The 23,718-nt window shown below is 68.8% G+C and carries 20 protein-coding genes; 13 read left to right on the forward strand and 7 right to left on the reverse strand.

What is annotated here, in order from left to right; genetic code table 11:
- The first annotated feature begins 6 nt into the window (after positions 1–6).
- The 5 genes from mreC (at position 7) to E0H75_RS11785 (ending at position 5,584) form a co-directional block, all read left to right on the forward strand.
- Positions 7–957 carry a rod shape-determining protein MreC gene (gene mreC, locus E0H75_RS11765; protein ID WP_131513536.1) on the forward strand — a complete coding sequence of 317 codons (951 nt, stop codon included), beginning with the start codon at positions 7–9 and terminating at the stop codon, positions 955–957.
- A 1-nt stretch (position 958) separates the two neighbouring features.
- Complete coding sequence (gene mreD / locus E0H75_RS11770; RefSeq protein ID WP_131513537.1) at positions 959–1,492, forward strand: rod shape-determining protein MreD; 534 nt, start codon at positions 959–961, stop codon at positions 1,490–1,492.
- The gene (gene mrdA, locus E0H75_RS11775; protein ID WP_131513538.1) at positions 1,489–3,540 is read left to right on the forward strand and encodes a penicillin-binding protein 2; all 2,052 of its coding nucleotides are present in this window, start codon (positions 1,489–1,491) and stop codon (positions 3,538–3,540) included. Before mreD ends, mrdA begins: the two co-directional genes overlap by 4 nt.
- Positions 3,541–3,550: 10 nt before the next feature.
- The gene (gene rodA / locus E0H75_RS11780; protein ID WP_131513539.1) at positions 3,551–4,717 is read left to right on the forward strand and encodes a rod shape-determining protein RodA; all 1,167 of its coding nucleotides are present in this window, start codon (positions 3,551–3,553) and stop codon (positions 4,715–4,717) included.
- A gap of 123 nt (positions 4,718–4,840) precedes the next feature.
- Positions 4,841–5,584 (forward strand): hypothetical protein, encoded by a 744-nt coding sequence (locus tag E0H75_RS11785; protein WP_131513540.1) that lies wholly within the window; start codon positions 4,841–4,843, stop codon positions 5,582–5,584.
- Positions 5,585–5,638: 54 nt separating this feature from the next.
- Here the strand turns inward: E0H75_RS11785 and E0H75_RS11790 are convergent, their stop codons facing one another.
- Positions 5,639–6,187 carry a hypothetical protein gene (locus E0H75_RS11790; protein WP_131513541.1) on the reverse strand — a complete coding sequence of 183 codons (549 nt, stop codon included), beginning with the start codon at positions 6,185–6,187 and terminating at the stop codon, positions 5,639–5,641.
- Between the two features lie 263 nt (positions 6,188–6,450).
- Here E0H75_RS11790 and E0H75_RS11800 point away from each other — a divergent pair, with 263 nt between their 5' ends.
- From E0H75_RS11800 to E0H75_RS11820, 5 genes are read left to right on the forward strand one after another with little or no spacing between them, the layout of a single operon-like run.
- The gene (locus E0H75_RS11800) at positions 6,451–8,805 is read left to right on the forward strand and encodes a DUF8189 domain-containing protein (RefSeq protein ID WP_272948903.1); all 2,355 of its coding nucleotides are present in this window, start codon (positions 6,451–6,453) and stop codon (positions 8,803–8,805) included.
- Between the two features lie 11 nt (positions 8,806–8,816).
- On the forward strand, positions 8,817–9,092 hold the full coding sequence (locus tag E0H75_RS11805) for a hypothetical protein (RefSeq protein WP_131513543.1): 276 nt from the start codon (positions 8,817–8,819) through the stop codon (positions 9,090–9,092).
- Position 9,093: 1 nt separating this feature from the next.
- Positions 9,094–10,416 carry a M28 family metallopeptidase gene (locus E0H75_RS11810; RefSeq protein ID WP_131513544.1) on the forward strand — a complete coding sequence of 441 codons (1,323 nt, stop codon included), beginning with the start codon at positions 9,094–9,096 and terminating at the stop codon, positions 10,414–10,416.
- 5 nt (positions 10,417–10,421) lie between these two features.
- A complete protein-coding gene (locus E0H75_RS11815; protein WP_165553650.1) occupies positions 10,422–11,756 on the forward strand; it encodes an HAD-IA family hydrolase in 1,335 nt (444 codons plus the stop codon).
- 46 nt (positions 11,757–11,802) lie between these two features.
- The gene (locus E0H75_RS11820) at positions 11,803–12,180 is read left to right on the forward strand and encodes a hypothetical protein (RefSeq protein ID WP_131513546.1); all 378 of its coding nucleotides are present in this window, start codon (positions 11,803–11,805) and stop codon (positions 12,178–12,180) included.
- A 46-nt stretch (positions 12,181–12,226) separates the two neighbouring features.
- On the opposite strand, the gene E0H75_RS11825 is transcribed toward E0H75_RS11820, so the two are convergent.
- A complete protein-coding gene (locus tag E0H75_RS11825) occupies positions 12,227–12,970 on the reverse strand; it encodes an alpha/beta fold hydrolase (RefSeq protein ID WP_131513547.1) in 744 nt (247 codons plus the stop codon).
- Positions 12,971–13,069: 99 nt separating this feature from the next.
- Positions 13,070–13,480 (reverse strand): DUF2000 domain-containing protein, encoded by a 411-nt coding sequence (locus tag E0H75_RS11830; RefSeq protein WP_165553652.1) that lies wholly within the window; start codon positions 13,478–13,480, stop codon positions 13,070–13,072.
- A gap of 79 nt (positions 13,481–13,559) precedes the next feature.
- Here E0H75_RS11830 and E0H75_RS11835 point away from each other — a divergent pair, with 79 nt between their 5' ends.
- On the forward strand, positions 13,560–14,012 hold the full coding sequence (locus E0H75_RS11835; RefSeq protein WP_131513549.1) for an Lrp/AsnC family transcriptional regulator: 453 nt from the start codon (positions 13,560–13,562) through the stop codon (positions 14,010–14,012).
- Here the strand turns inward: E0H75_RS11835 and E0H75_RS11840 are convergent.
- The gene (locus tag E0H75_RS11840; RefSeq protein WP_202872962.1) at positions 13,996–15,435 is read right to left on the reverse strand and encodes an MFS transporter; all 1,440 of its coding nucleotides are present in this window, start codon (positions 15,433–15,435) and stop codon (positions 13,996–13,998) included. The genes E0H75_RS11835 and E0H75_RS11840 overlap by 17 nt on opposite strands.
- Before the next feature lie 57 nt (positions 15,436–15,492).
- Between E0H75_RS11840 and E0H75_RS11845 the strand changes: the two genes are divergently transcribed.
- Positions 15,493–15,969, forward strand: coding sequence for an RrF2 family transcriptional regulator (locus E0H75_RS11845; RefSeq protein ID WP_131513550.1), 477 nt, complete (start codon positions 15,493–15,495; stop codon positions 15,967–15,969).
- Here the strand turns inward: E0H75_RS11845 and E0H75_RS11850 are convergent.
- Together E0H75_RS11850 and E0H75_RS11855 are read right to left on the reverse strand one after the other, a co-directional pair.
- On the reverse strand, positions 15,966–17,897 hold the full coding sequence (locus E0H75_RS11850; protein ID WP_131513551.1) for a TIGR03960 family B12-binding radical SAM protein: 1,932 nt from the start codon (positions 17,895–17,897) through the stop codon (positions 15,966–15,968). The genes E0H75_RS11845 and E0H75_RS11850 overlap by 4 nt on opposite strands.
- Positions 17,898–17,950: 53 nt before the next feature.
- Complete coding sequence (locus E0H75_RS11855) at positions 17,951–18,952, reverse strand: LacI family DNA-binding transcriptional regulator (protein WP_131513552.1); 1,002 nt, start codon at positions 18,950–18,952, stop codon at positions 17,951–17,953.
- Between the two features lie 184 nt (positions 18,953–19,136).
- Here E0H75_RS11855 and E0H75_RS11860 point away from each other — a divergent pair, with 184 nt between their 5' ends.
- Positions 19,137–22,706, forward strand: a complete 3,570-nt coding sequence (locus E0H75_RS11860; RefSeq protein WP_131513553.1) for an alpha-glucuronidase family glycosyl hydrolase — start codon at positions 19,137–19,139, stop codon at positions 22,704–22,706.
- Here E0H75_RS11860 and E0H75_RS11865 read toward each other — a convergent pair.
- Complete coding sequence (locus E0H75_RS11865) at positions 22,703–23,695, reverse strand: GNAT family N-acetyltransferase (RefSeq protein WP_238162971.1); 993 nt, start codon at positions 23,693–23,695, stop codon at positions 22,703–22,705. The genes E0H75_RS11860 and E0H75_RS11865 overlap by 4 nt on opposite strands.
- Positions 23,696–23,718 lie beyond the last annotated feature (23 nt).

Consider the following 23,718-nt stretch of genomic DNA (forward strand, 5'->3'; position numbering starts at 1 on the left):
TGACCCATGCTCAAAGACCTCGGCACCCCCGCCAGGGGCCTGGTCCGTTCGGCCGGTATGCCGCGGGAGATCCGCCGGCGCCGGACCGTGCTGGTCCTGGTCATCCTGGCCTGCTTCACGTTGATCGTGCTCGACGCCCGGCGCTCGGCCGGTTCCCCGGTGGAGCCGTTGCGGGAAGCCGCGGCGGGCGTGTTCGGCCCACTCGAGTCGACCGCGAGCTCGGCCCGGCAGCCTGTGGACAACCTCCGCGACCGGTTCGCCGAAATGGATAGGTTGAGGGACGAGAACGAAAAACTGAAGAAGGACAACGAGTCGCTCACCCGGGACCTGAACTCCTCCGACTACGCCCGCAACCGGGCCGCCGAGCTGGACAAACTGCTCAAGCTCGCGCCCGCGTTCACGATGACACCGGCGCGGGTGATCGGGATCGGCAGCGCCCAGAGCTTCAACCACACGGTCACCATCGACGCCGGTACGGCCGATGGCGTGCACGTCGACATGACCGTGCTGAACGGGAACGGTCTGGTCGGCCGGGTGGTGCGGACCACCCAGGCGACCGCGACCGTGCTGCTGATCGGTGACCGAAAGTCGACCGTGGGTGGCCGGTTGAACGCGTCGATGGCGCTCGGCTTCGTCTCGGGCCGCGGCGAGGTCGCGGGCCTGCTCGACTACCACCTCGTCGACCTGAAGGCGCGGCCCAAGCCGGGAGACAAGATCGTCACCTGGGGTTCCAGCGACAACGCGCCGTACGTGCCGGGCGTGCCGATCGGCGAGGTCACCTCGGTGACGGCGAACGAGGGCGCGCTCGGGTCCACCGCGACGATCAGGCCGTACGTCGATCCGACCCGGATCGACACGGTCGGTGTGGTGACCGGACCACCGGCCCGGCCGCCGCGCGCCCAGCTCAAACCAGCGCCTTCGCCGAAGGTGTCGACCACAGAAGGGAAGGTGAACTGACGTGATCGCACTGCGCATCGGGTTGGCCGCCCTGTTCCTGATGGTGGCCGTCACCGTGCAGACCTCTGTGCTCACGAACATCGCGGTTGCGGGCGTGACCTGCGACCTCGTGCTGATCGTGGTGATCGCGCTGGCTCTGTCGCGTGGGCCGGAGTGGGGTGCGATCGCCGGGTTCGCCGGTGGTCTGCTGCTCGACGTCGTACCACCCGCTGACCACACCGCCGGACGGTGGGCGCTCGCGCTCGCGATCGCCGGGTACATGGCCGGCCTGATCCGTCGCGAGACGTCGACCGGTCCGGTGGGTCCGCTCGGGGTCGCGCTGACCGTCGTGCTCGGCACCGCCGTGTCGCTGTTCATCTACAGCGCGACCGGCTCGCTGCTACACGATCCGTCGGTCGATTGGGGCGAGTTCGGCGTCCGTCTCGGCATCGCCGCCGGGTACGACGTCGTCGGCGCGATCGTGGTCATCCCCCTGGTCATGTGGATCATGGGCCGCGTGGTTCCCGCCCGCGAACGCCGCCGGGTCCTGCCATGAGCTTCGACGGCTTCGAGGCACCGCTGAAGGCCCGGTTGCGGTTGTTCGTGATCGGGGTGCTGGTCTTCTCCTTGCTGTGCACGCTGCTCGCCCGGCTCTGGTACATGCAGGTGATGTCCAGCGAGGACTACACCCAGGCCGCGACGCAGAATCACACCCGCCAGGTCCTCGTGCCGGCGCCGCGCGGCACGATCGTGGACGCCGCGGGCCGCACTCTGGTCGGCAACCGGGTCTCGCTCGTGATCACGGTCGACCGGTCGGTGCTGGCGAAGCTGCCGGACAGCCAGCAGAACGCGGTGCTCGCCCGCCTGGCGAAGGTGCTCCGGCAGAAGCCGAGGGATCTCAAGGCGCGCACGATGCTCTGCGGCGAGCCAGGCGCGTCGAAACCACCCGCCTGCTGGAACGGGACGCCGTACCAGCCGATCCCGGTGGCGAAGGACGTCAGCGAGCAGGTCGCGATCGAGGTGATGGAGCGTCGCGAGGACTTCCCGGGCATTGCCGCCGAGTCGCAGACCCTGCGCGCGTACCCCGAGCCGTACAAGGTGAACGCGGCCCACCTCCTCGGCTACTTGTCGCCGATCACGACCGAGGAGTTGGAGGCGCTGGACAAGGCCGGTCAGGACTCGGTCCCGCACCGGTCGGACCTCGTCGGCCGGGCCGGAGTCGAGCGCACCTACGACCAGCTCCTGCGCGGCACCCCGGGCGTCAAGGACGTCATCGTCGACGCGGTCGGGTACACCACCGGCATCCAGAAGCAGACCGCGCCGGTCCCGGGCGCCACACTGGTGACCAGCATCGACGCGCGGATCCAGGCGTCGGTCGAGACCCAGCTGAAGAGCGCGATCATGACCGCGCGCAAGCAGACCGACCCGGTCACCAAGCGCAAGTACGTCGCCGACTCCGGTGCCGCGGTCGTGCTGGACACCAAGACCGGCCGGGTCGTCGCGATGGCCAGCTACCCGACCTACGACCCGGGTGTCTGGGTCGGCGGCATCACCCAGCGCGAGCTGGACGCGCTGTACTCGACGAAGTCCGGCACCCCGCTCGTCTCGCGCGCCCTGCAGGGCCAACTCGCGCCGGGGTCGACGTTCAAGCCGATCACGACCGCCGCCGCGATGGGCGCCGGGTTCAGCCCGAAGACCCGGCTGGACTGTTCGTCGTACTTCGAGGTCGGCAACCGCCGGTTCAAGAACTACGAGTCCGCGTCGTACGGGATGATCGGCTTCGACCAGGCGCTGGCGCTGTCCTGCGACACGTTCTTCTACCGGATCGCCTACGCGCTCTGGCTGAAGGAGGGTGGCAACTCCACCGACGTGAACACGCACGACCCGCTGGTGGCGATGGCGAAGAAGTTCGGCCTCGGTACGCCGACCGGCGTCGACCTGCCCGGTGAGGTGAGCGGCCGCATCGCCGACCGCAAGTGGAAGAAGCAGTACTACGACTCGCAGAAGGACTACTACTGCAAGCTCTCGCAGAATCCGCCGGCCGGGACTTCGGCGTTCCTGAAGCAGTTCTCCCGCGAGTTCTGCGTCGACGGCTACAAGTACCGTGCCGGTGACGCGGTGAACTTCGCCATCGGCCAGGGCGACACCACGGTCACGCCACTGCAGTTGGCCTCGGTGTACGCCGCGCTGTCCAACGGCGGCACGCTCTACGAGCCGCGAGTGGTGCAGTCGTGGATCGGTGCGAACGGCAAGAAGCACGAGATCAAGCCCACGGTGAAGGCGAAGCTGCCGGTGCCGTCGTCGACCCTGCGTTACATCGACAAGGCGCTCCAGGAGACGGTCAAGTCCGGTACGGCGGCCTGGAAGTTCAACGGGTTCCCGGTCGACCAGATCCCGGTCCGGGCCAAGACCGGTACGGCCGAGGTCTACGGCAAGCAGACGACCTCGTGGCTGGCGTCGTACACGGATCGCTATGCCGTGGTGATGATGCTGAGCCAGGCCGGCACCGGTTCGGGTGCCGGTGGTGACGCGGTCCGGAAGATCTACGAGACCCTCTACAACATCAAGCCCGCCCCGCCCGCCGGCAAGCAGCCGGGACAGTGAGGGCCTCGACATGGCACTGCTGAGCCCGATCCGGACCCGGCCGCGGATGGACCGCCGGTCGACGGTGTGGCAGGTCGACTGGATCCTCGTCCTCGGTGTGGTCGCGCTGTCGGCGATCGGTGCCGTACTGATCTGGTCCGCAACGCACGCCCGCACGTCACTCACCGACGGCAACCAGTACGCGTTCCTCGCCCGGCACGCCCTGAACTTCGCCATCGGCCTGGTGCTCGCGGTCGGCGCCGCCGTCACCGACCACCGCCGCGTCCGCATCCTCGCCCCGGTCCTGTACGCCGCCTCGATCGTCGGACTGATCCTGGTCCTGGTGCCCGGGGTCGGCGCGGTGATCAACGGCTCGCGCTCGTGGATCCAGCTGCCGTGGATGTCGATCCAGCCGAGCGAGTTCGCCAAGCTCGCGGTGATCGTCGGGATGGCGCTGCTGATCGCGGAGAAGGGCGAGACCGACCACAACGAGACGGCCCGGACCATCGACGTCGCGCAGGCGATCGCGGTCGCCTGCATCCCCGTGATCCTGGTGATGCTGCAGCCCGACCTCGGCACGGTGATGGTGCTGGGGGCGATCGTGTTCGGGATCATCGCGGTGTCCGGCGTACCGAAGCGCTGGATGCTCGGGCTGATCACCGCGGGCGTGGTGGTCGCCGCGGTGGCGATCAAGCTGCAGGTGCTGAAGGAGTACCAGCTGGCCCGGTTCATCGCGTTCGCGGACCCGTCGCAGGATCCGCAGGGCATCGGCTACAACGTCAACCAGGCCCGGATCGCGATCGGCAACGGCGGGATCTTCGGCCAAGGGTTGTTCCATGGCAGCCAGACCCAGAACGCGTTCGTGCCCGAGCAGCACACTGACTTCGTCTTCACCGTGGCGGGGGAGGAACTCGGCCTGATCGGGGCCGGCGCGATCATCGCGCTGTTCGCGCTCGTGCTGTTCCGCGGGCTGCGGATCGCGATCAACGCGCGGGACGCGTTCGGCCGGCTGGTGGCGACCGGCATCGTCTGCTGGTTCGCGTTCCAGGCGTTCGAGAACATCGGGATGACGCTCGGGATCATGCCCGTCACCGGCCTGCCGCTGCCGTTCGTGTCCTACGGCGGTTCGTCGATGTTCGCCTGCCTGCTCGCGGTCGGTTTGCTGCAGAACATTCACCTCCGCTCGCACCGGTTCTGACCGACCTGCCCAGACACGGCCCGACACGGCACCGACTGGGCTGACACGTCAGGTACGCTGCTGCCTGCTCGGCCACCGGTGGGCGCGCTCGGCCCACGGTTCTGACCAGGGTTTGGAAGGTCCATGACCAGGTTCGTGTCGCTCCCGCTTGCCCTCGCCGCTGCTCTCAGCCTGTCGCTCACCGCCTGCGGTGGGGACGACAAGAAGAACGCGGCGGCACCCTCGACTCCCGCCGGGACCACACCGGCACCGAGCGTGACTCCATCCGCACCGAGTGAGAAACCGAGCGGATCGGTGACCCGCTCGGCCGCCGAACTCACCAGGGCCCTGCTCGCGCTGAGCGACCTGCCGACCGGGTTCTCGCAGGTGAAGGAAGACCCCGAGGACACCTCGAAGCCCTTCTCGTCGCCGACGAGCAAATGCAAGACGCTGGTGAAGTACCTCAACGCCACCGAGGCGCCCGGTGCGAAGACCAGCGTGACCCGGTCGTTCTCCGGCGGCCAGGAGGGTCCGTACATCGACTTCGGTCTGGACGCGATGGGTACGGCGGCCAAGGTCGCGGACCTGCGCGAGACCTACGACGACGCGGTCTCGTCCTGCTCGAAGGTCTCCCTCAAGGTCGAGGGCGAGAGCAGTACGTCGATGAAGGTCGAGGAGATCTCCGCGCCGAAGGCCGGCAGCGGCCCGTTCGCGTTCCGCCTGACCGGCACCAGCGGTCCGAAGCGCGGCCTGGAGTACACGGCTGCGGTCACCGGCGTGAACGACGTCATCGTCTCGGTCGGTGTGCTGGCCGGGCAGGGCTCCGAGTTCGAGGCCGCCACCGAAGCCGCCGTCACCAAAGCCCAGCAAGTCCTCAAAGCCGGCTAACCTCAAGGCCGGCTAACCTCAAGGCCGGCTGGCCTGAAGGCTCGGTTGGCGGACTCAGCCGAAGGTCCAGGTTGGGTGGGCTGCCTCGAGCACGGAGCGATGGCCTGACCACCGAGCCGAGGCGAGTGGAGTGACGTCGAGCAGCGTCGGGCGACCGGCTTCGAGCCGATAACCCCACGTGAACGCGGCCACCGGGGCGACCGTTCGCGAGCGGATCACGTCGGGCACGATGACGAGGAACGTGTCGGCGCGCCACGTGCCGTCCGGGTGATTCGGATTGGCCGGGGCATCGAAGAACGTCGGCAGGTAGCCGTAGGTGTAGAACGGATCGGCCGGGTTCAGGTTCGGGGCGCGGTCGACCGAGATGTCGCCGTCGAAGTCCCGGGTGACCAACTGGATCCAGCCCATCATCGCTTTGATGCCGTAGCCGTGGTACCGCAGACTCGCCGTACACAAAGGAAAGCCGCGGAACGCCTCGGCGTTCAGGTCCGGTACGACGAGTTGATGGCCGGAGGCCCACGGGTCGTCGTTGGGCACGATGCGGACCGAGATCAGGCCGCGATGACCCCGGACGTCGAACGGGATGGACAGCTCTCGGCGCATGGTGTTCCCCTCTTGAGGTTTCAAGCAATTCTCCAACAAACGCTGGGTTTCCGGTGGAGTTCACTACCGGCGTGCGAGGGCTTGTGCGCGGGCGGTGAGGGGAGCAAGGTGAATCCAGAACAGAGACTTGGGGGCCGACTGTTCGGTGGGGGAAGGCGGGATGTACCGCCTTCGATCGAAGGGCGGGCTGGGGGAAGACCTTCTCGGTCCGGGATCGTGCGCGGTCCCGACCCGCTCGTGCGCCCCCGTTGGAAGGGGGAGAGATGCCGAGGAAGGCCAACGGTCGAGCGGGCAAGCACCGCGACGACGACTACCGGATGCCGGGCGACGCGGCGGCCGGTCAGGGCGCCAACGGCCAGCCGGAGAGCGGAATGCCGATGACGGGCATGGACTCTGCGCCGGGTTCGGCGGGAGCCGGCGACATGAGCAGTGGCGGAGCGGCGGGCGGTGCCGGCATGAGCGGTGGCGGCCAGGCCGGTGGAGCGGGCATGAGCGGTGGCGCCGGTGCGGCCGGTGGCGCGGGCATGAGTGGTGGCGGTTCAGCCGGTGGTGCTGGTATGAGCGGCACGGACGGGCGGATCGAGAACCCGACTCGGCGGCAGTGCGGTGTGATGGACGTGCACCGGCGGCTGCTGTCGACCTCACCCGAGTACGCCGCAGCCCGGTCGGCGATCGAGAACGCGACGTCGTTGTACGCCGCCGGACCGCCGCGTTTCACCGGTATAGCGCGGATCCCGTGCGTGGTGCACGTGGTCTGGAACACCGCCGCGCAGAACATCTCGCAGGCCCAGATCGACAGCCAGATCGACGTACTGAACCGCGACTTCCGGGCGACGAACTCCGACATCGGCATCGTTCCGGCCGCGTTCACCGGACTGATCGCGGATTCCCGGATCGAGTTCCACCTCGCCACCGTGGACCCGAACGGCAACCCGACCAGCGGTGTCACCCGGACCCAGACGAGTACGGCGTCGTTCGGCACCGACGACAAGGTGAAGAAGTCGTCGACCGGCGGTATCGACCCGTGGGCCACGGACCGGTACCTGAACATCTGGGTCTGCCAGCTCGGCGGCGGCCTGCTCGGGTACGCCCAGTTCCCGGGCGGTCCGGCGAACACCGACGGCGTGGTCATCCTGCACAGCGGGTTCGGCACCAACGGCACGGCGGCCGCACCGTTCGACCTGGGCCGGACCACGACCCACGAGGTCGGGCACTACCTGAACCTGTTCCACATCTGGGGCGACGACGGCAGTGGCTGCAGCGGCAGCGACGAGTGCGCCGACACCCCGAACGCGGCCGGCCCGAACTTCGGCGTACCGACGTTCCCGCATGTGACCTGCAGCAACGGTCCGAACGGCGACCTGTTCTACGACTACATGGACTACACCGACGACCGCGGCATGGTCATGTTCACCAACGATCAGGCCACCCGGATGGAAGCCTGCCTGGACACCGTCCGGACGAACCTGCCGGTCTACGCCGGTGCCGGCGCCGGTACGCCGGAACCCGCCGGCTCGGTGGTGTCGTGGGGCGCGAACCGGTTGGACGCGTTCGTCCTCGGCACCGATCTGGCGATGTATCACAAGTGGTGGGACGGAGCGTCGTGGGAACCGTCCGTCGCCGGTTACGAATACATGGGTGGTGTCTGCATGAGTGCTCCTGAAGTCGCGTCCTGGAGCCCGGACCGGCTGGACGCGTTCGTCCTCGGCACCGATCACGCGCTGTACCACAAGTGGTGGGACGGCTCGGACTGGGGACCGAGCGTCACCGGTTACGAGTACCTCGGTGGCGTCTGCATGAGCCCGCCGCAGCTGGCGACCTGGGGGCCGAACCGGCTGGATGCCTTCGTCCTCGGTACCGACCGCGCGCTGTACCACAAGTGGTGGGACGGCTCGAACTGGGGGCCGAGCGTCACCGGTTACGAGTACCTCGGCGGCATCTGCATGAGCCCGCCCGAAGTCGTTGCCTGGGGCAGCGATCGGCTGGACGTGTTCGTGCTCGGCACCGACAACGCGGTCTACCACAAGTGGTGGGACGGCTCGAACTGGGGACCGTCGGCGACCGGCTACGAGTACCTCGGTGGTGTCTGTGCTTCACCGCCGCGGGTCGTCGCCTGGGGCGAGAACCGCCTCGACATGTTCGTCATCGGCACCGATTCGGCGCTGTACCACAAGTGGTGGGACGGCTCGGCCTGGTCGGGTTGGGAGTACATGGGCGGCATCTGTACGACGGCCCCGACCGTGGTCTCGTGGGACGCGAACCGGCTGGACGTGTTCGTGCTCGGCACGGACTCTGCGCTGTACCACAAGTGGTGGGACGGTTCCGCCTGGGGACCGTCGCTCACTGGCTACGAGTACATGGGCGGTCTGTGCACCGACGAGCCACGCGTCGTCTCGTGGGCCGCGAACCGGCTGGACGTGTTCGTCACCGGGACCGACAAGCAGCTGTACCACAAGTGGTGGGACGGTTCGAACTGGGGACCGGGCGTCACCGGCTACGAGCCGCTCGGTGGCGTGATCAGCGACTTCAGGGTGACCGTCCCGTCGGCCCTGCCGGAGTCGATGCCGGCGTCCGGAACGATGCCGGGGGCAACGATGGAACAGGCGGTGCTGCGCTGACCGGGCACAGCATGGGGCGGTGGACGCACTCGTTCGAGGAGGATCACGACGGGATCAGCGTCTACCGCCGGGACGACTTCGCCTTCCCGCCGGCCCGTGGCCGGCGGGGGGTGGAGTTCCGGCCGGACGGCACGCTGGTGGAGTACGCGTTCGGTCGCGGTGACGCGCCCGAGCCCCGGCCGGGCGGGCACTGGAGCGACGACGGCCTGATCACGCGCTCCGCCGGCGGGACCGCCCGGATCGTCGCGGCCGAGCCCGATCGTCTCGAGATCATCTGGCAGGACTGACATGACCACTGCACCCGTGCGTTATCTCGTCGTACCGACCGTCGATGCCGCCGATGGCGCGCACTCGGCCCGGTTCGGCGACAAGACCCTGCTCTGGGTCCCGGCCGACCAACGTCTCGGCCGGGCCTCCCGGACCGCACCTGGCCTGCTGCTCGTCACCCAGGTGGGCCGGAGTTTCCAGGACGAGTACCCCGACGTCACGCCGTTGCTCGACCACGGCCGGCACCTGGTGATCTCGTCCGCCGACAAACCCCGCCGCCGTTCCAACAACTGCTGGCGGATCGAACCACTCCGCGCCGGTACGACGGTTGTCGACAATCCGACACCGGCGGCGGCCCGGGTGGATCCATCGATCGCAGGTCTGGTCGCGCAGCTGTCTCCGGCGTCGTACCAGGACGATCTGACCTGGCTGGCGAGTCTGCCGACGCGGCACTCGCTCAGTACCTCGTTCACCACCGCGGTGGACTTCGCCGCCGCCAAAATGGTTGCCCTCGGCTACGGACTGGCCCGGACCCAGATCACGGTCGGCGCCGGACACTCGCAGAATCTGATCGGCGACCGGCCCGGCACCGGCGGCGGTGGCCTGGTCCTGATCACGGCACACCTCGACTCGATCAACATCGCCGGCGGCCCGGCCGCGGCTGCGCCCGGTGCGGACGACAACGGGAGTGGCTCCGCGGGCGTGCTGGAACTCGGCCGGTTGCTGTCGACCCGGTCCTGGCGGCACGACGTGCGGCTGATCCTGTTCGGCGGTGAGGAGGAAGGGCTGTTCGGCAGCAAGCAGTACGTCGCCGCGCTGCCGCCGGCCGAACGAGCCCGGATCCGGGCCGTCCTCAACATGGACATGATCGCGAGCAAGAACACCGCCGTGCCGACAGTCCTGCTCGAAGGTGCACCGGTGTCGTCGAGCCAGATCGCGGACCTGGCGACGGCGGCCGCGACGTACACGGGGTTGAAGGTGGAGACGTCGCTCAACCCGTTCGCCAGCGATCATGTGCCGTTCATCGACGCCGGGATCCCGGCGGTGTTGTCGATCGAGGGTGCGGACAGCGCGAACGGTCACATCCACTCGGCGAACGACACGCTCAACTTCCTCAACTGGTCGCTGCCGGCCGAGATTCTCCGCATGAACATCGCCGCCCTGGCCGGCTGGCTCGAACCCGCGACCACCCTCGCCCGGCCAAGACCAGCTGGTTCGGTGGTCTCATGGGGCCCTGGCCGGCTGGACCTCTTCGCGGTCGGCATGGACTCCGCCCTGCATCACAAGGCTTTCGACGGCAGCTGGCACGACTTCGAGTCCCTGGGAGGCGTTGTCCTAAACTGACGCCCGTGTGGAGCCCGAATGCGCGTGACCTCGGTGGACTTCCTACGCGGCACGGCGTTGCGACTCGCGAGCGGGCGGTGTTCCGGTCGGAGTCACCCGACGACCTGGACTCGGCGGGCCGGAGCGCGTTGGACGCGATCGGTGCCGGCTTGGTCCTCGACGTCCGCAGCGACCGCGAGCTGACGCGACCACATCCGCTCGACGGCACCCCGGCGTACCGGCGGATCCCGTGGATCGACCCGGTCGCCGATGAGTCGCGGAACGCGGCCGCCGAGCCGCGACTCGTCGATGTCTACTCCAACGGCCTGAGTCGCAACTCCGCCCACATCGGCAAGATCTTCCGAGCGGTCGCGGACGCCCCGGCGGACCGGCCGGTGGTCGTGCACTGCCAGGCCGGCAAGGATCGGACCGGACAGTTCGCCGCTCTGCTGCTCGAGCTGGCCGGCGTACCTCGCAACGTGATCGCCGAGAACTACGCGATCAGTGAGGTCCTGCTGGGGCTGCAGGACGGTCCCGAGCGGTCACGGACCAGGCCGGAGACCATTCTCGGATCACTCGACCACCTTGACTCCCGACTCGGCGGCATTCGTGCGTACCTCGCCGGCCTCGGGTTGAGCCAGCTGCAGATCCACCGCCTGGCGACGCGTCTCGTGCCGGTCGGGGTGCGAGCCGTGGTGTTCGACTTCGACGGTCTGCTGATGGACACCGAGTCCACGTCGGTGCTGAGCTGGCAGGCCGAATGGGCGCACCACGGGCTCGAGCTGGATCTCGAAGACTTCTGGCCGGGCCACGGTGGGGACACCTCCGACACCCGGTACGCGCTGCTCGCCGCGGCCGTCGGCGCCGGCTTCGACCGGGAGGCGAGTCACGCGCGGAGGATGGCGCATCGCCAGCGGATGCACACCGAGCTGGACTTCCGGCCGGGGATCCGGGACTGGGTGACGACGGCGCGCGAGTTCGGCCTACAGGTCGGGATCGCCAGCAGCTCACCGAGCCCGTGGGTGCGCGGGCATCTGGAGCGGGTCGGCGCGATCGACCTCTTCGACCAGATCGTCACCGGCGACGAGGTCAGCACCCACAAGCCCGATCCAGCGATCTACGAACTCGCTCTGCGACGCCTCGGCGTACCAGGAGCGGCAGCGATCGCGGTCGAGGACACCGCCCACGGCGTCGCGGCGGCGCAGATGGCCGGCATGTTCGCGGTCGCCATCCCCAATCCGTACGTCGCTCCGGCCGCGGTCGCGACTGCCGACCTCGTTCTGGGCAGCGCTGACCAACTCCTGCTCAGCGAGTTGCTTCTTTCAGCGGCATCGAAAGGGTCGACCCCGGTAACCGACTGACCTAGTCTGCTGACCTTCTGTAAATTTCCAACCGGAGGGAACGCAGATGCGGAAGCTTCTTGGTGCTGCCGTGATGTCGGGGGCGGTTGTGGCGGGTCTGATGGTCGGGACGCCGGCCCAGGCGTCGACCACTGGGACGCAGGCCTGCGACCTGGTGACCGCGCCGAGCGTCGGCTACAGCGCACTGATGCTGTACGTCGCTGTCGGCCTGGAGGGTTGTTCGACCAGCGTCACTGAGGTCAGGGTCGAGTTGCAGAAGGGTCCGAGCGCGTCCGGGCCGTTCACCACGGTCGCCGAGACGTACGCGTACTCCGGCGGAGGTGCCTGGTTCGACGAGGGCACCGGGTGTGGCTACTACGTCGGTGTCGCGCATTGGCAGGACCAGACCGAGACGTCGCCCAACCCGGCGTACTACTGCAACTGAGGCCAGGGGCGCCTGGGCTCGGCGACGAGCCCAGGCGCAGGACCAGTCAGGTCAGGTGCGTGAGCAGCAGGGGATTGATGATCTCGGGGTGGGAGTAGGTCACCAAGTGGGCCGCGTTCTCGATGATCTCGAGGTGCGCGCCGGGGATCTGACCGGCCAGCGGTACGACGGTCTCGGGCGGGATCGAGGTGTCCGACTCGGCGGTGACGAGGAGCACCGGCGCGGTGATGTCCGACAGGCCTGGGAGCAGGTTGGTGCTGCCGAGTGCCTCGCAGCACGCGGCGTAGCCCTCGTCGGGACTGTCTAGCAGCATCTGGCGGACCGGAGCGGTCGCGGTGAACTCGGGCAGGAACCAGCGGCCGAGCGTCGCATCGGTGATCGCCTGCGTGCCCTCGGCACGGACCTGAGCCGCGCGGTCGGCCCACATCTGCTTGTTCTCGGCCGGGTTGGCCGGCGGGCAGATCAGCGCGAAGCGGTTGAACCGGTCCGGCGCGTTCTGGGCCAGCCACAACCCGACCGCGCCGCCTAGCGAGATACCGACGTACGACGCCTGCTCCACGAGGAGTGTGTTGAGCAGCTCGACCACGTCACCGCCGAGATCTTCGATCGTGTACGGCCCGAGCGGCACCTCGGACCCGCCGTGGCCGCGGTGGTCGAAGGTCACCACCCGGAACCGCTGCGCGAGGACCTCGAGCTGCGGCGCCCACATCGCCTGCGTCGCCCCGAGCGACGATCCCAGCAGGACCACCGGCGCGTCGTCGGAACCCGTCACCTCGTAGTTCAGTTGCATGCCCCCACACTACGGACGCGACCGCATGATGTGACCTTGTGCGCGGGTCGACCACATCGGCGCGTCGTTGGTGGTTGATCCATGCACAAGGTCGTGCTGTCAGCGGTAGAGCGCGAGCGCGCCGGTGAGGGAGTCGACGGTCTGGCGGGGGCCGAAGAGGGCGAGGCCGAGATACTCGACGTCGTCGGGCTTGGTGCCGCTGAGCGTGGTGGACATCTGGTCGTAGGTCCGTGCCCGCTGGGCGATCTGGTGCATGTCGTGCACGGTGACGTCGTCCCGCACGGCCGCCTGGGTCCGGAGGTCGTGCAGTTGCTCGGCGGATGCCCGCAGTACCGGGATCGGGTAGGCGCACATGCCGGTGTGTGGGTTTCCGGCGGCGTCCTCGGTCTCCGGGCCGACCACCTGATCGTGGTGGTGGCCGAGTCCGACGCCGAGCAGGGCAGCAGTGTTCAGGGCGACGCCGACCGGCGCCTCGGCCGCGATGACCACGACCATCTTGTTCGTCAGCACGGTGGGAAACCTAGCTTCGTGCGCGGCCGCTCGCGATCGGTTCCGAACGTCGTTCGGCAGCTCTGCGAAACTGCCTGTCATGGACGAACTTGATACGGCGCTCCTGCGGATGCTGCAGAACGATGCCCGCCGGACCAACCGCGACATGGCGGCCGAGCTCGGCATCGCGCCGTCCACCTGCCTCGAGCGGATCCGCGGCCTGCGCGACCGCGGCGTGATCACCGGCTACCACGCCGAGGTCGACCTGAAGGCCATCGACCGCTCGACCCAGGCGATCATCTCGATCAAGCTCCGTCCGCAGGCGATGGCCGTCGCCACGGCCTTCCAGGACTACGTGAACCAGTTGCCCGAGACCCTGGCGATGTTCATGGTCTCCGGCGGCTCCGACTTCCTCGCCCACGTCGCCGTCAAGGACACCCAGGCACTCCGCGACCTCGTCCTCGCGCTGGCCAAGCGCCAGGAGATCGCCGACATCCGCAGTTCGGTCGTCTTCGAGCATCACCGGCGTTCGACGATCATGCCGCTGCGGTGACGCTCCTGCGATGGTCGAGTACGCCGTAGCCGACCGCGGCCGCGACTGCGAGGACCAGGAGGGCGTCTACTGAGCCGGCCCAGGCCATGCCCATCCCGGCGCCGTGCTCCGCCGCGGCGAAGTAGATCGTCCCGACCGACGCCACGCCCGCCGCGCTGGCGAACTGCTGGGTCGTCGTCAGTGCACCCGCCGCGGCTCCCGCATGCTGCGGCGGTACGTCGCGCAGGGCGGCGCCGATCAGCGACGGCAGGATGAACCCGTTGCCGAAGCTGATGATCGCGGTGACGAGGATGATCGCCGCAACGGACGTGTTCGCACCGCCGCGACCCGCGATCACCGCGAGCGCGACCAGTCCCGCCGCGGCCGTCAGGCAGCCGGCGAAGAGCGCCGAATTCCCGTACCGGGCGGCGAGGCGCGGCGCGAGCAACGCGCTGACGGAGAACGTCACGCCGGCCGGCACGAAGACGAGTCCGGCCTCGAACGGGCTCAGTTCCAACGCGACCTGGAGAAGCAAGGCCAGGACGAACATGTAGCTGGCGAAGTACAGCATGAACGCCATGTTGGACAGGATTCCGGACCGGAACGACGCGGCCCGGAACAGCGACAACTCGAGGATCGGCTGGCCGCCGCGCTTGTGCAGCAGTTGCTGCCACTTCAGGGTCGCGGCCAGAACCGGGACCGAGGCGGCCATCGACAGCCAGGCCCACAGTGGCCAGGCGGCCGCACGGCCGACGCTCAGCGGGACGAGGAGCAGACCGAGTCCGGCTGCGAGGCCGAACGCACCTAACGGATCGAGCTTGGGACGCGGGCCTTGGGCAACCACTTTGCCCGGCAGGATCCGCTGCGCGGCAATCGCGCCGATGATTCCGACCGGCACGTTGATCAGAAAGATCAACCGCCAGCCGAGGCCGGCCACGTTGGCCGTCACCAGGAGACCACCCAGAACTTGTCCGGCGATCGAGCCGACTCCGCCGGCGACGCCGTACCAGGCCATTGCTCGGGCACGGCCGTGCCCGGAGGAGCGGGCAGAGATGAGGGCGAGCACCTGGGGCAGCATCAGAGCGGCCGCGAGACCTTGGGTCAGGCGTGCGATGACGAGTTGCACGGGACCCTGCGCGAGACCGCACAGCGCCGAGGTGACGGCGAACGCGAGCATCCCGATCGTGAACAGCCGACGGTGGCCGAAGAGGTCGCCCAGCCGTCCACCGAGTACGAGCGCACCGGCGTACGCGAACGCGTAGCCACCAACGACGAGCTCAAGCTCGGCCTCGGTGGCCCCCAGATCCAGCCGGATCGACGGCGCGGCGACGTTCACCACGAAGAAGTCGAACTGCGCCATGAACGTCCCGGTCAGCAGCGCGACCAGCATCACCGCAGGAACTGTCCGGTCCTGAGGTTCGACGGCGGTTCGACTCACATCCACGAGAATTATCATGGATATGCAGTCACTACAATGTCCACGTTCTGTTAGCCTGATCGCATGAAGCTGTCCCAGGGCGTGGAGTGGATGCTGCACGGCGTCGGGGTGATCGCTCATGCTCCGCCGGGGACGTCGGTGGCGCGCCGCGTGCTGGCCGAGCAGTACGACCTGCCTGAGGCGTACCTCGCCAAGCACCTGAAGGCCCTGGTCCGGGCCGGGATCCTGACCGCGACGACCGGTCCGGCCGGCGGCTTCCGGCTCGCGCGCGACCCGGCCGACATCACGGCGCTGGAGATCGTCGAGGCCATCGAGGGGAGTGCGTCGCCGTTCGTCTGTCAGGAGATCCGGCAGCGCGGGCTCGTCGCGGTTCCGCCTGAGCTGTGCCGTCGGCCTTGCGGTATCTCGACCGTCATGGACCGTGCCCACCAGGCCTGGCGCGAGTCATTGCGCGACGTCACCGTCGTCGACCTGATGAGGCTCATCCCGAAGTCGCTGCGCGACAAGCTGGTCGCGCGCCTGGCCGCGAACGCGCGTTAGACGACCGACAGCGGCAGCAGCTTCTTGCCGGTGGGGCCGATCTGGATTTCGGTGCCCATCTGGGGGCAGACGCCGCAGTCGAAGCAAGGGGTCCAGCGGCAGTCCTCGACCTCGATCGCGCCGTCCTCCTCGAGCGAGTCCTGCCAGTCCTCCCACAGCCAGTCGCGATCCAGGCCCGAGTCCAGGTGGTCCCAGGGCAGGACTTCGGCGTACTCGCGCTCGCGGGTGGTGTACCAGGCCAGGTCGACCGGCTCGTCCGCCAGCGCCTGATCGGCGGACTCGACCCAGCGGTCGTAGGAGAAGTGCTCGCTCCAGCCGTCGAAGCGGCCGCCGTCGCGCCAGACCTGCTCGATGATGCGGCCGACCCGGCGGTCGCCGCGGGACAGCAGGCCCTCGATGATGCCGGGCTTGCCGTCGTGGTACCGGAAGCCGATCGCCTTGGCGTAGCCCTTGTCGGAGCGGATCGCGGCGGCCAGCTTGGACAGCCGCGCGTCGGTCTCCTCGGCGCCGAGCTGCGAGGCCCACTGGAACGGCGTGTGCGGCTTGGGCACGAACCCGCCGATCGACACCGTGCACCGGATGTCGCGCCGGCCGGACACCTCGCGGCCGGTCGCGATCACCTTCTTGGCCAGGTCGGCGATCGCCAGCACGTCCTCGTCGGTCTCGGTCGGCAGGCCGCACATGAAGTACAGCTTCACCTGCCGCCAGCCGTGCCCGTACGCCGCCGCCACGGTGCGGATCAGGTCCTCCTCGGTGACCATCTTGTTGATCACCTTGCGCATCCGGTCCGATCCGCCCTCGGGGGCGAAGGTCAGGCCGCTGCGCCGGCCGTTGCGGGAGAACTCGTTGGCCAGCGTGATGTTGAACGCGTCGACCCTTGTCGAAGGCAACGAAAGCGAGACGTTGCTGCCCTCGTACCGGTCGCCGAGGCCCTTGGCCACGTCGGCGATCTCGCTGTGGTCGGCGGACGACAGGCTGAGCAGCCCGACCTCCTCGAACCCGGACTGCTTGAGCCCGTTCTCGACCATGTCGCCGATCGTGGTGAGGCTGCGCTCGCGCACCGGCCGGGTGATCATGCCCGCCTGGCAGAACCGGCAGCCGCGGGTGCAGCCGCGGAAGATCTCCACCGAGTACCGCTCGTGGACGGTCTCGGCCAGCGGGACCAGCGGCTTCTTCGGGTACGGCCAGGCGTCCAGGTCCATCACCGTGTGCTTGGCGGTCCGCCACGGGACACCCGGACGGTTCGGCGCGACGCGCTTGATCCGGCCGTCGGTGAGGTACTCGACCGTGAAGAACTTCGGGATGTAGACGCCACCGGAGGCGGCCAGGCGCATCAGCACCTCGTCGCGCCCGCCCGGGCTGCCCTCGTCCTTCCACTCCCGGATCACGTCCGAGATCGCCAGCACGATCTCCTCGCCGTCACCGAGTACGGCGGCGTCGATGAAGTCCGCGATCGGCTCCGGGTTGAACGCGGCGTGGCCACCGGCCAGCACGATCGGGTCCTCGTCGGTCCGGTCGGCGGCGTACAGCGGGATCCCAGCCAGGTCGAGCGCGGTCAGCATGTTGGTGTAGCCGAGCTCGGTGGAGAACGACAGCCCGAACACGTCGAAGGCCCGGACCGGCCGGTGGCTGTCGAGGGTGAACTGCGGGATGTCGTTGTCCCGCATCACCTTCTCCATGTCCGGCCAGACGGAGTACGTCCGCTCGGCCAGGATGTGGTCACGCTCGTTCAGCACCTCGTACAGGATCTGGACGCCCTGGTTGGGCAGCCCGACCTCGTACGCGTCCGGGTACATCAGGGCCCAGCGGACGCTGGCCGAGTCCCAGTCCTTGCTGACCGAGTTCAGCTCGCCTCCGACGTACTGGATCGGCTTCTGCACGCTCGGCAGCAGCGCCTCCAGGCGCGGGAACACGGATTCGACGCTCATCGAGTACTTCCGGTCGGGGTCAGAGCGCCTACCAGCCTAACGCCGGTGACCGGCTATCCCCGCATCGGAGCGGGACCTGTGCTCGGCCGGATGACCAGCCGGGCCTGGAGGGTCCGGGTACGACGGCCTTTGCGGCCCTGGAGGAAAGGGGACAGCAGGCGCCAGGCCTCCTGGCCGAACTCGGTCTGGGGCATCGCGATCGTGGTCAGGCCGGGGGAGGTGTAGCGGGCGTAGACGATGTCGTCGAACCCGGCCACGGAGACCCGGTCCGGGACCGCGAACCCGAGCTCCTGCAGCCGGGCCAGCGCGCCGAGCGCGACCAGGTCGTTGAAGCCGATCAGGCAGGTGGCGCCGGTGGCGAGGGCCTCGTCGGCGGCCGCGTGGCCGTCGTCCAGCATCGCGCCGGCGGGAATCCGGAGGAGTTTGGTCCGGCTCCGGATCGACGACTGGAGGGCAGACCAGCGATCACTCTCCGCCGCGGCCTCGGCGGGACCGGCGAGGTAGCAGAGCCTGGTGTGACCGAGAGCGTCGAGATGACGGCAGAGCGCATCGACCGCCTCCTGGCTGTCGACGGTGACCGAGGGGAACAGGCTGCGGGCCGGCTTGCGGTTGACCACCACGATCGGTTCGTCGAGCTCGGAGAGTCCGGCCAGGTCCGGCGTACTCATCCGGGGGCCGCAGAGGATCAGGCCGTCGCTCTGCCGGGCGAGCTCGTGCAGGTGGCGCAGCTCTTCGCCGGGCTGCTCGTTGGCGTCGGCGACCAGGGTGCGGTAGCCGTCCTTCTCGGCCTCGGCCGAGATGCCCTTGAGGATTGCGGCGAAGAGCGGGTTGGCCAGGTCGGGGACCAGGACGCCGACGATGCCGGTCCGGCCGCGGGAGAGGTTCTGTGCGGTCCCACTCGGTCGGTAGCCGAGCCGGGTGGCGACATCGCGGACCCGGGTGACGATCTCCGGATCGACGGTGGGGGTGCCGTTCATGACCCTGGACACGGTGGACTTCGAGACGCCCGCAGCCGCCGCGACGCTCAGGATCGTCACCTGCCTGGTCCGGCGCACACAACCTCCACGTGACTAGGAACCGGTTCCTGAAAACCTATCGCGCCGGCTGAGTATTGGACAGCTCATGGCGCAGGAATCCTTGCCATGACAGGTGTTTCATGATCCCTCACCCTTGACTGCGGTCGATGCCGAACCTACGGTCAGGAACCGGTTCCTGACCGCCCACAGGAAGGACGTCGACATGAGGTTCACCCGGCGACAGGTGTTGCTGACCGGCGGAGCGCTCGCAGCGGGAGGCCTGCTGCGGCCCGAATTCGCTGCCGGGCTTCCCGACGAGGACGGGTACGAGCTGTGGCTGCGGTACCGCAAGGTCGACAAGCCCGACCTGCTCGCGGAGTACCGCCGGACCTTCACCCATCTCGTCGCTCCGCCCGCCGCCGACGGCGACGTACTCCGCTCCGCGGCGACCGAAGTACTGCAGGGCCTGTCGGGTCTGACCGGGCGCACCGTGACGCAGCAGTCCAAGGTCCAGCGAGACGGCGCGGTCATCATCGGGACGCCCGCCACCTCGGCGCTGGTCGCGCAGTACGTAGACCGCTCCGAGCTCCGCGCACTCGGCCCCGACGGGTACGTCGTCCTGAGCCGGCGGATCGCCGGGCACGCCACGACCGTGGTCGCCAGCGAGGGAAAGCGCGGAGTGCTGTACGGCATCTTCCACCTACTGCGGCTGCTGCAGACGCAGCGTGACGTCCGCCGGCTCGACATCCACGAACGGCCCGCCAACGCGCTTCGCCTGGTCGACCACTGGGACAACCTGGACCGCAGTGTCGAACGCGGGTACGCCGGTGAGTCGGTCTTCGACTGGGACGCGCTGCCGACGACCGGGCAGCGGATGACCGACTACGCCCGCACCCTGGCGTCGGTCGGCATCAGCGGGACGGTGGTCAACAACGTCAACGCCAACCCGGTCTTCCTGTCCACGGACATGCTGCAGAAGCTGACCGGCCTGGCCGCTGTCCTGCGGACGTGGGGCCTCACCCTGCACCTGTCCGCCAACTTCGCCGCGCCGATCAGCCTCGGCGGTCTGGCCACAGCGGACCCGTTCGACGAGGGTGTGCAGGCCTGGTGGCGGGACAAGGCCCGCGAGATCTACCAGCTGATCCCGGACTTCGGCGGCTTCCTGGTCAAGGCCGACTCCGAGGGGCAACCCGGACCGGTCAGCTACGGCCGGACCCACGCCGACGGCGCCAACCTGCTGGCCCGAGCGGTCAAGCCGTACGGCGGCATCGTGATGTGGCGCGGGTTCATCCACGACTTCGATCCGGTCACCTGGGCGAGCAAGTCGTACCTGACCTTCCAGCCGCTGGACGGGAAGTTCGACCCCAACGTCATCGTCCAGGTCAAGAACGGACCGATCGACTTCCAGGTGCGCGAGCCGGTGCATCCGCTGTTCGGTGCGATGCCACAGACCCGGCTGATGGCCGAGCTCCAGATCACGCAGGAGTACACCGGGCAGTCGACGCACCTGTGCTACCTGGTGCCCGAGTGGAAGCAGGTCTACGACTTCGACACGCACGCAGCCCGGCCGGAGCCGACGGTGGCCGGGATCGTCGAGGGCGCCGCCGGAGTGATGAACTTCGGCTCGGACCGCAACTGGACCAGACATCCGCTCAACGCGGCCAACACCCACGGCTACGCGCGACTGGTGTGGAACCCGGCGCTCGCGGCGGAAGAGGTCGCCGAGGAGTGGGTGCGGATGACGTTCGGGTCCGACGACCGAGTGGTCCGGACGCTGACCTCGATGCTGCTCGGGTCGTGGGAGACGTACGAGGACTACACGTCTCCGCTGGGCTCGGGGTTCCTGATCGGGATCGATCACTTCACGCCCAGCCCGGAGAGCAACGCGCCCTGGAATCGCGCCGACGCCGAGGGGGCCGGCTTCGACCGGACGGTCGCGACCGGCGTGGGCTTCACCGCTCACTACCATCCGCCGTTGTCGCAGCAGTACGAGTCCTTGGCCTCCTGCCCGGACGAGTTGCTGATGTTCATCCACCACGTCCCGTACAGCCATCGGTTGCACTCCGGCAAGACGATGATCCAGCACATCTACGACACCCACTTCGACGGACTGGACGCCGTACATGGCCTGCGGGCGTCGTGGCGGTCGCTGCGGTCACGGGTGGACCGGCGGCGGTACGACACCACGCTGGAGCGCCTGGATCGGCAGGTCGAGCAGGCGACTCTGTGGCGGGATTCGATCGTCGGCTACTACTTCGACAAGGGCCGCGTGCTGGACGAGTCGCGGTCCTGGGTGCAGCTCAAGCAGGCCGGGGACCAGCCACTGCTGGGCGGCTGGCCCAACCTGTTCGCGATGACCGCGGGCAACGCGTCGCCGCGCCAGGCGGAGGTGACCGCCAAGGTCGTCGAGACCGGCGGGTGGAAGAGCAGCGATGGACATGTCTCGGTGCCGTCGCGGGAGACTGTGCCGTTCACGGTTCCGGTCACGCCGCCGCTGCTGCCGCAGATCACGATGATCGACCTGGAGTGCGAGGCCGGAGGCATGCCCGCGCTCGGCACCAGCACCCAGGTCTTCGTCACCCCGGCCGGCGGTCGCTGCCGGCTCGCCCTGGACGCCGGACCGGAGTCGAGTCCACTCCTTGCGGGCTATCAGCGACTGTCCCCGTCGGACGCCTGGGATCCCGACCGAGGCTTCGGTTGGGTCGGTACGGCGCCCCAGGCGCGCGACCGCGGCAACCCCGACGTACTGCGCCGCGACTTCGTCAACGACACGGCGGCGCGGGTGCTGCGGATCCGGATTCCGGCCGGGAAGACCGATGCCTATGCACTGATCGGTGAGTCGCTCGTCCACTGCCAGCCGATGACCATCCGGTCCGAAGGCAAGGTCGTGGCAGCACTCGAGTCCCTCCTGCTGCACGGCACCTACACCTGGCTGAAGCTCTCGCTGGATGGCGGCGCTGGTGGCCGCGATGTCGACCTCGAGTTCAGCAGCATTCCTGACGAGCACTGGCATCTGGACGCCTTGGTCATCCCTGACCCGAGTCTCCAAGCCCCGGCCCTGGTGATGACGGATGCCGCCGCGCCGTCACCGATGCTGTGCGGCCGCGACAACACGGTGACGGTCAGCGTCGCCAACACGACCAGCGCGTCCCAAACCGCAACGGTCCGAGTCCCGGCCCCACCCGGGTGGACGGCGGGCGAGGCGACCGCGGTCGTACCCGCCGGGGCGATCGTCCAGGTGGCCGTGACCGTGGTGCCCGGCCCGGATCCCGCAGTGCTTGCCCTGGACGTCGAGGTTGCAACGAACGGTGAGATGACCGATCGGCGTCGTACCGACGAGGTTCTGACCACGCCACCCGGCGACTCCGCCGTACTGGCGCTGGACGCAGGCACGGACACCAGCCCGCTGCAGGGTGGTTACCAACGCCTGGCGCCGGGCTCGGCCTGGAGCGCGTCGGCCGGCATCGGATGGGTCGGTACGGCTCCGATGGCGCGGGATCGGGAACTGCTCGACGACGTACGGCGAGACTTCGTCAACGACACCACGGTCCGCACACTTCGTCTCACCTTGCCGGATGGTCCGCACGACGCCTGGCTCCTGGTCGGCGACGCCACCCAACCGTCGGACCCAGTCACCATCAAGGCCGCGGGCACCGAGCTCGCCGTGAGCCCTTTGTTGCCGAACGCAACCTTCACCTGGCTCAAGTTCACCGTCCCCGGCGGCCAGACCGACCTCGAACTGTCCGCACCCCCCGGCAAGAACTGGCGCCTCAACGCCCTGGTGATCAGCTAGAGCGCGCGTTCCCAGGCGGTTCGCTGGGCGGTGGGGCGGAAGCCGAGCTTCTCGTTGACGGCGATCATCGGGGTGTTCTCCGGGGCGTTCCAGGTGTGCAGGACGGCCGGTTGGGTGAGGCGGGACTGGAGGGAGCGGAGGTTGGGGAGTTTGACGGCGATGCCGAGGCGTCGGCCGCGGTGCGGCGGGTGGACGTAGGTGTCGTATTGGTTCAGGCGGTCGGGCGTCTCGGGCGTGCCGCCCATCTGGGTGTACGCCGCCAACGCGCCGGACGCGGTGTGGACCGCGGCGGTCGTGAAGGTGAAGCGGCCTTGGGCGACGCGGCGGGCCTCGGCTTCGCGGACGAGCTCGGGCGTCCACCGGGTCGCTTCGACGGTGCGGTCGCCGTGCGGCACGTCGGCGTACATCCCGGTGGTCAGGTCGGCGAACTCGTCGAGCCACTCAGCGGGCGTGTGCTCCCGCCACTGCACGATCTCGTACCCAGGGACTGGTCGTTCCATCGACGCCAACTGCTCCTCGGACAGCGGCAGTTCGAGGACCTGGTGCAGCTCGGCGTGCTTGCGGACGAACCCGCGCGCCCCGGCGAACGCCGTGCCAGGGCTCTCACCGGTCACCGGATCGCCGGCCAGGTTGATCCCGGTCAGCATCCGCCGGCCCTCGGCCCGGGCTCGTTCGATCACCGCCTCCAGCAGGCGCGTCGCCGCCCCCTGACGCCGGTACGCCGGGTCGACAGCGAGCTCCACGTCGACCGTGTCGGTGTTGTCGAGCAGCCACCAGTCGAGCCACGCGATGCCCAACCAGGCGTCACCGTCGACCAGCGCCAGACCGTCCGCCCGGAGGTCGGAGTGCTCGCCGGTCATCAGGACCCGGGCCGCCTCCAGTCCCAGTCCGACGGGGAACTCGAGCTCCTCCCGGCGGACGGCGAACTTCAGCTCGTAGAACCGTTTGAAGACGTCTGGATCCCGGCCGTCGACCGTCACGATGCGCACCCGGGAACCCTACGGCCACCGCC

It is taken from the genome of Kribbella capetownensis, assembly GCF_004331485.1.
Taxonomy (GTDB): domain Bacteria; phylum Actinomycetota; class Actinomycetes; order Propionibacteriales; family Kribbellaceae; genus Kribbella; species Kribbella capetownensis.